We start from the raw sequence: 12,913 nt of genomic DNA on the forward strand, positions 1-12,913 counted from the left end.
GGCGTCAGATCGCGAACTCGTGCGTGATCCCGACGCAGATGTCCCCCTCGAAGAGCAGCGCTATGTGGTAGACGTCGCTCTGCCATTGCAGGAGCACCTGGTCGGGCCCCGTCACGCTGAACGCGGAATGGGGTCCGACCGCCGCCACGATCTCGCCCTTGGTCCGGCCGGTGAGGACACCGAGGCCCGCGAAGCCCTGCGCCAACCGCCGCCCGCCGGGCAGCAGTCCGGAGTCCTCGCTGAGGATGCCCGCGAACCGGTCCCCCTCGAAGAGGATCCCTATGTGGTAGCCGTCGCTCTGCCACTGGATCAGGGTCTGGCCGGGTCCGGCCATGCTCTGCGCGACCGGGGCTCCCGCCACGGAGACGATGTCGTCCAGGGTGCGGCCGGTGAGGTCCCCCAGGTCCGCGAAAGCCCGTTGCAGTCTCTGTCCCGCCATGCCGAACACGGCCATCCCTCCCCTGTGCGCACGTGACGCCACTCTACGCACCGGGGCTCGCCCGCCGCCGTCCGACCTGGAAGGGTGGAGACCGGAGGCTGTCTCACCAGGAGGTACCCGTGAAGATGCTGATCAATGTTCCGGAGACCGTGGTCGCGGACGCGCTGCGCGGGATGGCGGCGGCGCATCCCGAGCTGACCGTGGACGTGGAGAACCGGGTGATCGTACGGCGTGACGCGCCGGTGGCCGGGAAGGTGGGGCTGGTCTCCGGGGGCGGGTCGGGGCACGAGCCGCTGCACGGCGGGTTCGTGGGGCCCGGGATGCTCTCGGCGGCCTGCCCCGGGGAGGTGTTCACCTCGCCCGTGCCCGACCAGATGGTGCGGGCGGCGGCCGCCGTGGACAGCGGGGCCGGGGTGCTGTTCATCGTGAAGAACTACACCGGTGACGTCCTCAACTTCGACATGGCGGCCGAGCTGGCCGAGGACGAGGGCATCCAGATCGCCAAGGTGCTGGTCGACGACGACGTGGCGGTCACCGACAGCCTCTACACCGCCGGACGGCGCGGCACCGGAGCGACGCTGTTCGTGGAGAAGATCGCCGGTGCCGCCGCCGAGGAGGGGCAGCCGCTGGAGCGGGTCGAGTCGCTCGCCCGGCAGGTCGACGCGAACTCCCGCAGTTTCGGGGTGGCGCTGAGCGCCTGCACGACCCCCGCCAAGGGCAGTCCCACCTTCGATCTGCCGCCGGGCGAACTGGAGTTGGGCGTCGGCATCCACGGGGAGCCGGGCCGGGAACGGCGGGCGATGATGACGTCCCGGGAGATCGCCGACTTCGCCGTCCAGGCGATCCTGGACGACATGACGCCGCGCAATCCGGTCCTGGTCCTGGTCAACGGCATGGGCGGCACCCCGCTGCTGGAACTGTACGGATTCAACGCCGAGGTGCAGCGGGTGCTGGGCGAGCGCGGGGTGGCCGTCGCCCGCACCCTCGTCGGCAATTACGTCACCTCCCTCGACATGGCCGGCGCGTCCGTGACCGTGTGCCAGATCGACGAGGAGCTGCTGCGGCTCTGGGACGCGCCGGTGCGCACACCGGGGCTGCGCTGGGGCATGTGAGCCCCGCCGCCGGGACCGTACCGACCACGCAAGGAGATCCTGTGCTCGACGCCGACTTCTTCCGCCGCTGGATGACGGCGGCCGCCGCCTCCGTCGACCGTGAGGCGGAGCACCTCACGGCCCTGGACTCGCCCATCGGGGACGCCGACCACGGCAGCAATCTGCGCCGTGGCTTCCTGGCCGTGGCCGCCGCCCTGGAGAAGGAGGCGCCGGACACCCCGGGGGCCGTGCTCGTCCTCGCCGGACGGCAGCTCATCTCGACGGTGGGCGGCGCGTCGGGACCGCTCTACGGCACGCTGCTGCGCCGGACCGGGAAGGCGCTCGGGGACGCGGCCGAGGTGAGCGAGGAGCGGTTCGCCGAGGCGCTGGACGCGGGCGTGGACGCGGTGATGCGGCTCGGGGGCGCGGCACCCGGCGACAAGACGATGATCGACGCGCTGGTCCCGGCGGTGGCCGCGCTCGGTGAGGGTTTCGGCGCGGCGGCCGCGGCGGCCGAGCGGGGCGCGGAGGCGACCGTGCCGCTCCAGGCGCGCAAGGGCCGGGCCAGCTATCTCGGCGAGCGCAGCATCGGCCACCGGGACCCGGGCGCCACCTCGGCCGCGCTGCTGGTCGCCGCGCTGACGGAGGCGGCGGGATGAGCGGCGGCGAGCCGGTGGGGATCGTGCTGGTGTCGCACAGCGCGGCGGTGGCCACGGCCGTCGCCGAGCTGGCGCGCGGTCTCGCGGGCGGCGGCGACGCCGTCCCCGTCGCCACGGCGGGCGGCACGGAGGACGGCGGCCTGGGCACCAGCGCGGAGCTGATCGCCGCCGCGGCGGCGGCCGTCGACCGGGGCGCCGGTGTCGCCCTCCTGGCGGATCTGGGCAGTTCGGTCCTCACGGTCAAGGCGCTGCTCGCGGAGGGCGACGAACTCCCGGACGGGTCACGTCTGTTGGACGCGCCGTTCGTGGAGGGCGCGGTGGCCGCGGTGGTCACGGCCACGGCCGGAGGCGACCTGGAGGAAGTGGCGGCGGCGGCGGAAGAGGCGTACTCCTACCGGAAGGTGTGACGCCGGGGGTCACTCCTCCTCGGACGCGGCGTCCTCCGGCTGTTCCTCCTGTTGTTCCCCGGTCTGCTCATCGGCCTGGTCCTCGGCCGGGGACTCGTCCGCCGCCTCCGCCACGGCTTCCTCGACGGCGTCCTTCACGGCCTCCGCCGTGCCGGACCCGGCCGGTTCCCCGGGCCGGGCCGTGCCGTCCGGGTCCGGTGCCGTGGGCGCCGTGTCCTTCGGGGCGGCCGGAGTTCCGGGGGCCCGGGACGGGGTCGTCGCGCCCTCGGCGAACAGGCGGGCCAGACGTTCGCCCACCGCCACGGCCGAGGCGTGGCTCTCGATCGGGGTCGCCTGGGAGTTCTTGAAGACGATGTAGGTGACACCGGAGGGCGTGCCGCCGCCGTGCGGGTCGGGGCGGATGCCGAGCGCCTCGGCGGTGGCGTAGGACGCCTCGCCGATGATGTCGCTCGGGCCGACGTCGCCGACGACCGCGTACTGCACCCGGTCCTTGTAGACGACCGCCGCCACCGAGCCGCCGCGCACCCCGTGGTCGCGGTAGTTCCAGATGTCGCTGGCCCCGGGCACCACGATGTAGGGCAGGGTCTCGGCGCTCAGATAGCGACCGTCGGACTGGGTGAAGGCGGTGGCGTCGGAGAACAGCGGGTCGGTGACGCTGTTGCAGTGCGGGCCGGGCCGCCCGTCGCAGTCGATGTCCATGTCGGCCTTCCAGAAGACCGCTTCGCGGGTGCCGCAGACGGGGACGGTGGCCGGGGTGCCGTCGTCGGTGCGGTAGCGGCCGCGGGAGACGGGGACACAGTCCTGGACCCGGGCCAGGAGGTCGGCGGCGCGCACCGAACCCTCCTGACGCGGCGCCTCGGCCCCCTGGGCGCCCGACGTGGGGCGGACAGCTACGGATGAAGTGGTCGGGGCCAGCAGGGCGAGGCCGGCCGCGGCCAGGGTCAGCGACTGGACGCGCACGATGGGGGACCCTCTCCGGGGACGGTGACGGACACCCAGCCCAATCTGGTGCCGGTCCTCGCACCCGGCCACCCCGAGGGGGCCGTACGGTGCACGCCCGTGACGGGGCGACAGGGGACGGGGGCCGGTGCGCGTGGTGCGGCACCGGCCGCCCGGCCGCCCCGCCGGCGCGGGAACAGCGACGACAGCGGCCCGCGCCGCCGGCACGAACTCGACGTGAAACGGGGAGAGTTCATACCGGGACGGGCTTCAGCATACGTAAGTTTCCGCAGCGGTCCGGTCGATGGGCGCCGTCGGGTCCGCCCTCTTGATGTGTTCGCGTCGACGCGCGATATTGGTCCGGACCAATTCCCGTGCCGGGCCGGGAGGCGAGGCCGTGCGACGCGTGGTGCTGTGCGGGCCGGTGCTGGCGCTGGCGCTCACCTGCGGGTGTGCCGCGGGCGGCGGCGACGAGGGGCGGGCGCCCGGCGCCCCGACCGGGGTCACCGCCGAGGCGGGGAGCGCGACCAGCGTGCACGTGATGTGGAACGCGGTCCGGGGTGATCCGCCGGTCGCCGCGTACGAGGTCCACCGGGGCGGCACCAAGGTCGCGGAGGTGCCCGGTTCCGCCCGGATGCTGGACGTGGTCCGGCTCTCCCCCGGCACCGCCTACGTGTTCACCGTGCGGGCCCGCGACACCGACGGGCGGCTCGGGCCCGAGAGCCGTCAGGTGCGGGCCACGACCCCGGCGGCGGTCGCGGCGGACCGCTCGGCGCCGACCCGTCCGGGCGGGCTCACCGGCAGGGCCGCGGGGAGCCGGGCGGTCCAGCTCTCCTGGTCGGCCTCCACCGACGACCGCAAGGTGGTGTCGTACGACGTCTACCAGGGCGGCACCAAGGTGCACAGCGTCGGCGGCGGGCAGACGGCGACCGTGGTCACGGGGCTGCGGCCGGGCACCCGGTACTCCTTCACCGTCCGGGCCCGGGACGCGGCCGACAACCTCTCGCCCGCCGGTCCGCCGCTACGGCTGACCACCGCGCCCGGCACCGACGGGAACACCGACACCGCCCCGTCCGGCTTCCGCGCCACGGCGCGCCTGGACGCCGACGGCGCCTACTACCTCGATCTGTCCTGGGTGGCGCCCCGGGTCGACGGGGTCGTCACCGAGTACCAGATCCAGCTCGACGGGCAGCCCGCCACCTCGCTGGTGTGGGGCGGGGACCCGCCGCGCGGGCGGGCCACGTACAGCTTCTACGCGGGCCGGGAGAAGGGCGTCGAGCACCGGGTGCGGCTGCGGGCCCGGCTCCCGGACGGCACCTGGGGGGCGTTCTCGGCGCTGCGGACGGTGACCACGGGGGCCGGTGGCTGACGCGCGCGCCGGGGCCGTCCCGTCTGGGCCGTCCGATGGAATCGTTCACCTGCCCGGATGCGGTCCGCATGCGGCGGCCCGGCGGGGCGCGTTGGCTGCCCCTGAGAGGCAGCACGGGCGTACCCGACCCCTCGGCGGCGCAAGGGATGTACCGCCAACCGTGCCGCCGGAGGACATCCGATGCGCACTTCCCGTCTTCTCGTCGCCCGCTCAGGAATGACCCTGGCGGCGGTCGCCGCGCTGCCGCTCGCCGTCGCGGCCCCGGCCGCCGCGGTCTCCGGCATCTCCGTCAGCACGACGGGCACCACCGTGTCGGTGGTCACCGGTGCCTGCACGCTGGTCAACGGCAGTTGGGGCACCGCGTCCCTGCTGGCCGGCGGCCAGGCGAACTTCTCCCAGGGGCGCCAGGTGGCGCTGTCGGGGACGACCGTGAGCCAGTCCGCCGCCTGGTCCGACGTCAACCCGGGCACCTACACCGTGGTCGTCATGTGCTCCAACGGGAGCACGGCGGGCAGCCAGTCGGTGATCGTGTCGACACCGGCGCCCCCGGCGACGCCGACGGCCACCGCCAGCCCGACGGTCACCGCGTCGGCCTCGCCCTCGCGCGGGGTCATGGGCGGTCTGGGCGGCGCGGCCCGCGACGCCGGGCCGGTCACCATGGCCGTGGGCGGCGCGCTGGTGGGGACCGGGGTGATCGGCGCGGCCTGGTTCCTGCGCCGCCGCTCCAAGCCGCACCGGCTCTAGGAGGTCCGCGCCTCCGGGTCCGTCACCGTCGGCAGCTCCGCCACGGCCTCGGTGAGCCACTGGATCCAGAAGGTCTCCAGTTCGATGCCCGCGCGCAGGACCAGGTGCTGGATCCTGGCCTGCGCGCTGTCGTTCCCGGGCGGGAAGTCACGCTTCTCGATCTCCTCGTACTCGGCCAACTGCCTCCGGTGCAGGTCGAGATGGCGGCTCAGGTCGGCGTCGAGGCCGGCGGTGCCGACGACCGCGGCGGCCCGCAGCCGCAGCAGCAGGGCGTCCCGGAGCGGCTTGGGGTCCTGCGCCGCGGCCGTCCACCGCGCCAGTTCGGCGCGGCCCGCGGGCAGGACCTCGTAGCTCTTCTTCTGCCCGCGGGTGGGCTGGGCGGACGGCAGCGCCCGGATGTGCCCCTCGGACTCCAGTCTTCCCAGCTCGCGATAGATCTGCTGGTGCGTCGCCGACCAGAAGTAGCCGATCGACTTGTCGAACCGGCGGGTCAGATCCAGCCCCGACGACGGCTTTTCGAGCAGGGCGGTGAGGATCGCGTGCGGGAGTGACATGAGGCAATCCTAGGGAGGGGTTCTACAGGGCCGCCGCGACCTCGGTGCCCTGCTGGATGGCGCGCTTGGCGTCCAGTTCGGCGGCCACGTCGGCGCCGCCGACCAGGTGGGCTTCGACGCCGGCGGCGCGCAGCTCGTCGTAGAGGTCCCGGCGGGGGTCCTGGCCGGTGCACAGGACGACGGTGTCGACCTCCAGGACCGTGCTCTCCTCGCCGACGGTGACATGGAGACCGGCGTCGTCGATCCGGTCGTAGCGCACGCCCGGGACCATGGTGACGCCGCGGTGCTTGAGTTCGGTGCGGTGGATCCAGCCGGTGGTCTTGCCGAGGCCCGCGCCGACCTTGCTGGTCTTGCGCTGGAGCAGGTGGACGGTGCGCGGCGGGGCCGCGCGCTCGGGGGCGGCGAGGCCGCCGGGTCCCGTGTAGTCCGTGTCGACGCCCCACTGGCGGAAGTAGACGGCCGGGTCCTCGCTCGCCTTGTCGCCGCCGTCGGTGAGGAATTCGGCGACGTCGAAGCCGATGCCGCCGGCGCCGAGGATCGCGACCCGGTCGCCGACGGGCGCGTTGTCGCGCAGGACGTCGAGGTAGCCGACGACGCTCGGGTGGTCGACGCCGGGGATGTCGGGGGTGCGCGGGGTGACGCCGGTGGCGACGACCACCTCGTCGTAGTCGGTCAAGTCGGCTGCCGCGACGGGGGTGTTGAGCCGTACGTCGACTCCGTGCGCGTCGAGCTGGTGGCGGAAGTAGCGCAGCGTCTCGTCGAACTCCTGCTTGCCCGGCACCTTGCGGGCCACGTTGAGCTGGCCGCCGATCTCGCTCGCGGCGTCGAACAGGGTGACCCGGTGGCCGCGTTCGGCCGCCGACACCGCGCAGGCGAGTCCGGCGGGACCGGCGCCGACGACGGCCACGCTCTTGCGCAGCCGGGTCGGGGTGAGGACCAACTCGGTCTCGTGGCAGGCGCGCGGGTTGACCAGGCAGGAGGTGATCTTCCCGCTGAAGGTGTGGTCGAGGCACGCCTGGTTGCAGCCGATGCAGGTGTTGATCGCCTCGGGGGTGCCGGCGGCGGCCTTGTTCACGAAGTCGGGGTCGGCCAGCATCGGACGGGCCATGGAGATCATGTCCGCGCAGCCGTCGGCGAGCAACTGCTCGGCGAGTTCGGGGGTGTTGATGCGGTTGGTCGTGACGAGCGGCACCGAGACCGCGCCCATGAGCTTCTTCGTGACCCAGGTGTAGGCGCCGCGGGGCACGGAGGTGGCGATGGTGGGGATGCGGGCCTCGTGCCAGCCGATGCCGGTGTTGATGATGGTGGCGCCGGCCGCCTCGACTGCCTTGGCGAGGGTGACGACCTCGTCGAGGGTGGACCCGCCGGGCACCAGGTCCAGCATGGACAGCCGGTAGACGATGATGAAGTCCTCGCCGACCGCCTCGCGCACCCGGCGCACGATCTCCACCGGGAAACGCGTCCGGTTCTCGTAGGAGCCGCCCCAGCGGTCGGTGCGGTGGTTGGTGCCGGCCGCGATGAACTCGTTGATCAGATAGCCCTCGGAGCCCATGATCTCGACGCCGTCGTAGCCCGCCTGCCGGGCGAGGCGGGCGGCGCGCGCGTAGTCGTCGACGGTCCGCTCGACCTCGGCGTCGGTCAGCTCACGGGGCTGGTACGGGCTGATCGGCGCCTGGAGCGGGCTGGGGGCGACCAGGTCCGGGTGGTAGGCGTACCGGCCGAAGTGCAGGATCTGCATCGCGATACGGCCGCCCTCGCGGTGCACGGCGTCGGTGATCTCGCGGTGCTGCTCGGCCTCGGCGTCGGTGGTGAGGCGGGCGCCGCCGGGGTAGGGGCGGCCCTCGTCGTTGGGGGCGATGCCGCCGGTGACGATCAGGCCCACTCCGCCGCGGGCGCGGGCGGCGTAGAACTCCGCCATGCGGGCGAAGCCGCGGTCGGCCTCCTCCAGGCCGACGTGCATCGAGCCCATCAGGACGCGGTTGGGCAGCGTGGTGAAGCCCAGGTCGAGCGGGCTCAGCAGGTGCGGGTAACGGCTCATGGCGGCCTCCGGGCGCGGCGTTGGTCGCCTTCAGTTCTAGAGGACCGCACCCGCGTTATGCAACTAGTTGCACAATCGGAGGGCGGGACTGTGCCGCAGCTCACCGACGCCCGGGTGGCTCACCTGCTCTCCAGCAGCACGTGCAGCTCCCGCTCCTGGTCCCCGGAGGCCGAGGTGAGGTCGCGGACGGTGAAGAGGGAGTCCAGCGTGGAGCGCAGCCGCTCGATCGCCCAGTAGCCGCCCTGCGCGTCGGCCTCCACGGACGACGACAGCCGCTCCGGCGGCGGGCAGGTGCGGGCGTCGGTGACCTCGAAGGTGCCGAGCCACACCATGGGCCGGGTCTCGTGCAACTGCTGGGGCACCTCCTCGGGCCCGCGGTCCGACTCGAAGCACGCGCTCAGCGCGTCGAACACGATCCGGGCGTCCTCCTTGCTGCATCCGCTGATCTCCAGCGAGACGGGCTCCTCGTGCAAGCGCTCACGGTTCATCGCGGTCGCTCCTCTCCGGTCGGTGGCGTGAAATCGCGGGTTCCCCGCGAACCGCACCACATCCCCAGAAAAGCATCACCGATCCCACGGGACCACTGTGGACCCCCGGCTTCTTGAGGGGAACGGCGGCCGGCGTCGTACTGGAGGAGCATGGAGAAGGGTGTCCCGAGACGTGGGAGAAAAGGGTTCGACACGGTAGAACAGGGGGAGTCGGCACGGGGGACGACGTGCCGCGTGGAATGTGCGGAGGCGGTGCGTGGCATGAGTGCAGCCGGATCGTCGGCGGCCCGGGGCGGTGGCCCGTCCGGGCCCAGCGGGCTGCTGGACGTGCTGAAACTGGCCTCGGTGGTACTGGACACCGACGGCCGTATCGTGCTGTGGAGCCCCATGGCCGAGGAGCTGTTCGGCTACACGGCACAGGAGGCGCTGGGCCGGTACGCGGCCCGCGTGATGGTCGACGAGCGCCATGTCGAGCTGGTCGTGAAGCTCTTCGCGGACGTCATGGAGACCGGCCAGAGCTGGGCGGGCGCCTTCCCGATCCGGCGCAAGGACGGCTCCACCGTGCTGGTCGAGTTCCGCAACATGCGGCTGGTCGACGACCAGGGCGAGGTCTTCGCCCTGGGCCTGGCCGCGGACCAGACGACACTGCGCCGGCTGGAGCGGGACGTGGCGCTGTCCACCCGGATGGTCGCACAGTCCCCCATCGGTCTGGCCGTCCTCGACACCGACCTGCGGTACGTGACGGTCAACCCGGCGCTGGAGCGGATCAACGGCGTACCGGCCGAGGACCATCTGGGCCGCACGGTCTCCGAGGTGCTGCCCCACCTCGATGTCGCCGCCCTGGAGTCCGCGATGCACGACGTCCTGGACACCGGCACCCCGCTGGTCGACCAGTCGACGGTGGGCCGGACCCCGGCGGACCCGGACTCCGACCACGCCTGGTCGCTGTCGCTGTACCGGCTGGAGGACGCCCGCGGCACCGTCCTGGGCGTCGCCCTGTCCGTCGTCGACATCACCGACCAGTACCGGGCGGGCGTCGAGGCGGAGGCGGCCCGGCGCCGGCTCGCCCTGATCGCGGACGCCTCGGCCCGGATCGGCACCACCCTGGACCTGGAGCGCACCGCCCGGGAGCTGGCCGACGTCGCCGTGCCCGAGCTGGCGGACGTCGCCGCCGTCGACCTCCTCGACGCGGTCGTGGCCGGCCGGCCCGCCCACCTCCGCCCCGCCGAGTCGGCCGTCATCCGGGCCCTGGCGGTCCGGGCGTACAACGCGCCCGACGCCCTGGGCGCCGCCGACCCGCCCGGCCAGGTCGCCCAGTACGGCCCCGACCGGCTCGTCACCGAGTGCGTGCGCACCGGCCGGCCGGTGCTGGTCGACGAGGTCAAGACCGACGACTTCGCGCGCATCGCCCGCTCCCCCGAGTCCGCCGAGGCGCTGGCCCGGGCCGGTGTGCACTCCTATCTGGCCGTGCCGCTCATCGCCCGCGGCGAGGTCCTCGGCGCGCTCGACCTCAAGCGCATCCACCATCCGCTGCCCTTCGGCCGCGACGACGTGCTGCTCGCCCGGGAACTCGCGGCCCGCGCGGCCGTGCAGATCGACAACGCCCGCTGGTACCAGAACGCCCGCACCACCGCCCTCACCCTCCAGCGCAGCCTGCTGCCCAGCCATCCGCCGGTCACCGGCGGCCTGGAGGTCGCCTCCCGCTACCAGCCGGCCGGGGCCACCACCGAGGTCGGCGGCGACTGGTTCGACGTCATCCCGCTGGAGGACGGCAAGACCGCGCTCGTCGTCGGCGACGTCATGGGCAGCGGGATCGACGCAGCCGCCGCGATGGGCCGGCTGCGCACCGCGACGACCACCCTGGCCTCCCTCGACCTCGACCCGGCGGTCCTCCTGGAGCACCTCGACCGGATCACCCAGGGCCTGGACCACTCCATCGCCACCTGCGTCTACGTCGTCCACGACCCCCGGGTGGACCGGTGCCGGATCGCCAACGCCGGGCATCTGCCGCCGGTCAGGGTCCGCACCGGGCACCCCCCTGAGCTGCTCGAACTGCCGACCGGGGCGCCGCTGGGCGTGGGCGGGGTGGCCTTCTCCACGACCGAAGTGGACTTCGCGCCCGGCGATCAGCTCGTGCTGTACACGGACGGCCTCGTGGAGACGCGCCGGCACTCGCTCGACGAGCGGCTGGACGCCCTGCTCGCCCTGCTCGACGACCCCGCCCGCCCGCTGGAGGAGGTCTGCGACCTGCTGCTGAGCGCGCTGCACCACCCCGACAACCACGACGACGTGGCCGTACTCGTGGCACGCGCCCTCGGCCGACCCGGCGGTACGACCTGATTCACAGGCGTTTATTACCCGCTCCTTATCGGCGGGCTCGGACAATCACAGGGAGGAGTGGCAGCCGGCCCGACGAAGGGTGAGTCGTCATGCAGGAGCAGCCGAACCGACCGAACGAGCGGCCGGACGAGGCCGAGGTGCTCGCGGGATCCGGTGCCGACACTCCCCGCCGGGTGTCGGCCCGTCGGGTGTCGGCGCGCGGCCGGGCGGTGATCGCGGCCACCGCCGTCGCCGCGCTGGCCCTCGGCGGGACGGTCGCGTACGCGGCGGCCTCGGGCGGCTCGCCGTCCCCGTCGCCCACCTCGTCGTCCTCGTCCGCGCCCTGGGGTCCCGGTGAGCGAGGCGGGCACGGCGGCCACGGCGGCCATGGCGGTCCGTGGGCGCGCTTCGGCGGCGACGCGGTGCACGGCGAGACGACCGTGAAGGACCCCGACAGCGGCGAGTGGGTCGTCCGGGTCTGGCAGCGGGGCACCGTCGAGAAGACGGACGGCGACCGGGTGACCGTGAAGAGCGAGGACGGCACGTCGTGGACCTGGACAGTGGGCGAGGACACCCCGGTGCGGACCGACGGCTCGTCCAAGTCCAAGTCCGAGTCCGGGTCCGGGTCCGGGTCCGGGGCCGGTGCGCTGAAGAAGGGCGAGTCGGTGTTCGTGGCCGGCAGCCGTGAGGGTGACACGTACACGGCGGACCGGGTGTTCGCGGGGGATCTGGGGAAGCCGGGCGAGCGGGACGGCCGGGGACCGCACGACGAGGGTCCCGGTCAGGGACCGTGGGGCCGGGGCGACCGCTCCCCCGACCCCTCCGGCGGCGGGGCCGCTACCTGACCCCGAAGCCCGTCACCACATGCGCGAACAGCTCGTCGTCCACCGCCAGCCGGGGCCTCAGACCCGCGCGGGCGAACACCTCCACGGCGGCCGGAGCCTGACGTTCGCTGGTCTCGACGAGCAGGACCCCGCCGGGCGCGAGCCAGTCCGGGGCCCCGGCGGCGACCCGGCGCAGCACGTCCAGTCCGTCGCCGCCGCCGTCGAGCGCGGTGAGCGGCTCGTGGTCCCGGGCCTCGGCGGGCAGCAGGGGCACCTCGCCGGTGGGGACGTAGGGCACGTTGGCGGCCAGGATGCCGATCCGGCCGCGCAGCCCGGCCGGGAGCGCGTCGAACAGGTCGCCCTGATGGGCGTGGCCGCCGTGGGCGGCGAGATTACGGCGGGCACAGCGCACCGCGACCGGGTCGATGTCGGCCGCGTGCAGTTCGACCGGGCCGAGCGACGCGGCGAGGGCGGCGCCGACCGCGCCCGAGCCGCAGCACAGGTCGACCACGACGGACGCGTGCGGCGCGTGCGCGAGGGCCTGGTCGACGAGGAACTCGGTACGGCGGCGGGGGACGAACACCCCGGGCTCGACGGTGACGCGCACCCCGTGGAACTCGGCCCAGCCGACGACGAGTTCGAGCGGGAGCCCCCCGACACGGCGCGCCACCATGGCGTCGCGTTCGGCGGGGGTGCGGGCGGTGGCGAGGATCAGGTCGGCCTCGTCCTCGGCGAAGACGCACCCGGCGGCGCGCAGCGCGACGACGACGGCGTCACGCGACGCGGAGAAATCAGCGGAGGAATCTGCGGAGGAACCGGAGGGCGACGGAGAGCGGGATGGCATGGAGGGCCGAGGGCCTTTCGCGCGATCGAAGGGCGCTCAAGTGGTCGCCTACGGACGGCGATCCGCGCCGTCGTGAGGGAAGAGCACCCGGTCTGACACAGCGGTGATGGGTCCCACCTCCTCGGCGCGTACGGCCGGGTACCTCCACGGCCGGGCGTCACCCTACCGCACCCCGCAGTTGTACTCTGCAACCAGGAA

At 73.7% G+C, this 12,913-nt stretch carries 12 protein-coding genes and 1 pseudogene; 7 read left to right on the forward strand and 6 right to left on the reverse strand.

Annotated features, from left to right (window positions below):
• Positions 1-4: 4 nt before the first annotated feature.
• Positions 5-439, reverse strand: a complete 435-nt coding sequence (locus tag AFM16_RS03585) for a hypothetical protein (RefSeq protein WP_143648306.1) — start codon at positions 437-439, stop codon at positions 5-7.
• Between the two features lie 119 nt (positions 440-558).
• On the opposite strand from AFM16_RS03585, the gene dhaK reads away from it, so the two are divergent.
• Genes dhaK through AFM16_RS03600 form a run of 3 tightly spaced genes read left to right on the forward strand, consistent with a single transcriptional unit; the run spans position 559 to position 2,596 of the window.
• Positions 559-1,551, forward strand: coding sequence for a dihydroxyacetone kinase subunit DhaK (dhaK, locus tag AFM16_RS03590; RefSeq protein ID WP_078632335.1), 993 nt, complete (start codon positions 559-561; stop codon positions 1,549-1,551).
• A gap of 41 nt (positions 1,552-1,592) precedes the next feature.
• Positions 1,593-2,189, forward strand: coding sequence for a dihydroxyacetone kinase subunit DhaL (gene dhaL / locus AFM16_RS03595; RefSeq protein WP_078632337.1), 597 nt, complete (start codon positions 1,593-1,595; stop codon positions 2,187-2,189).
• Positions 2,186-2,596: a PTS-dependent dihydroxyacetone kinase phosphotransferase subunit DhaM gene (locus tag AFM16_RS03600; protein ID WP_078632339.1), complete on the forward strand. Its 411-nt coding sequence runs from the start codon at positions 2,186-2,188 to the stop codon at positions 2,594-2,596. Before dhaL ends, AFM16_RS03600 begins: the two co-directional genes overlap by 4 nt.
• Positions 2,597-2,857: 261 nt before the next feature.
• Here the strand turns inward: AFM16_RS03600 and AFM16_RS03605 are convergent.
• Positions 2,858-3,556: pseudogene (locus AFM16_RS03605) on the reverse strand (glycoside hydrolase family 75 protein); the annotation flags it as partial.
• A gap of 391 nt (positions 3,557-3,947) precedes the next feature.
• On the opposite strand from AFM16_RS03605, the gene AFM16_RS03610 reads away from it, so the two are divergent.
• The gene (locus tag AFM16_RS03610) at positions 3,948-4,904 is read left to right on the forward strand and encodes a fibronectin type III domain-containing protein (protein ID WP_245177951.1); all 957 of its coding nucleotides are present in this window, start codon (positions 3,948-3,950) and stop codon (positions 4,902-4,904) included.
• A 180-nt stretch (positions 4,905-5,084) separates the two neighbouring features.
• Positions 5,085-5,648 carry a hypothetical protein gene (locus AFM16_RS03615; protein WP_030787311.1) on the forward strand — a complete coding sequence of 188 codons (564 nt, stop codon included), beginning with the start codon at positions 5,085-5,087 and terminating at the stop codon, positions 5,646-5,648.
• Here AFM16_RS03615 and AFM16_RS03620 read toward each other — a convergent pair.
• The 3 genes from AFM16_RS03620 to AFM16_RS03630 form a co-directional block, all read right to left on the reverse strand.
• On the reverse strand, positions 5,645-6,202 hold the full coding sequence (locus tag AFM16_RS03620) for a PadR family transcriptional regulator (protein WP_030787309.1): 558 nt from the start codon (positions 6,200-6,202) through the stop codon (positions 5,645-5,647). The genes AFM16_RS03615 and AFM16_RS03620 overlap by 4 nt on opposite strands.
• A gap of 22 nt (positions 6,203-6,224) precedes the next feature.
• Positions 6,225-8,240, reverse strand: a complete 2,016-nt coding sequence (locus AFM16_RS03625; RefSeq protein WP_078632342.1) for an NADPH-dependent 2,4-dienoyl-CoA reductase — start codon at positions 8,238-8,240, stop codon at positions 6,225-6,227.
• A 119-nt stretch (positions 8,241-8,359) separates the two neighbouring features.
• Positions 8,360-8,728 (reverse strand): hypothetical protein, encoded by a 369-nt coding sequence (locus AFM16_RS03630; RefSeq protein WP_030787304.1) that lies wholly within the window; start codon positions 8,726-8,728, stop codon positions 8,360-8,362.
• A 261-nt stretch (positions 8,729-8,989) separates the two neighbouring features.
• On the opposite strand from AFM16_RS03630, the gene AFM16_RS03635 reads away from it, so the two are divergent.
• Positions 8,990-11,068 (forward strand): SpoIIE family protein phosphatase, encoded by a 2,079-nt coding sequence (locus tag AFM16_RS03635; protein WP_078632344.1) that lies wholly within the window; start codon positions 8,990-8,992, stop codon positions 11,066-11,068.
• A gap of 89 nt (positions 11,069-11,157) precedes the next feature.
• A complete protein-coding gene (locus AFM16_RS03640) occupies positions 11,158-11,892 on the forward strand; it encodes a hypothetical protein (protein ID WP_078632346.1) in 735 nt (244 codons plus the stop codon).
• Here the strand turns inward: AFM16_RS03640 and AFM16_RS03645 are convergent.
• Complete coding sequence (locus tag AFM16_RS03645; protein WP_078632348.1) at positions 11,885-12,715, reverse strand: putative protein N(5)-glutamine methyltransferase; 831 nt, start codon at positions 12,713-12,715, stop codon at positions 11,885-11,887. The two genes, AFM16_RS03640 and AFM16_RS03645, sit on opposite strands and share 8 nt — an antisense overlap.
• Between the last annotated feature and the right edge of the window lie 198 nt (positions 12,716-12,913).

The sequence above is a fragment of the Streptomyces antibioticus genome, from assembly GCF_002019855.1.
GTDB classification, from domain to species: Bacteria; Actinomycetota; Actinomycetes; order Streptomycetales; family Streptomycetaceae; genus Streptomyces; species Streptomyces antibioticus_B.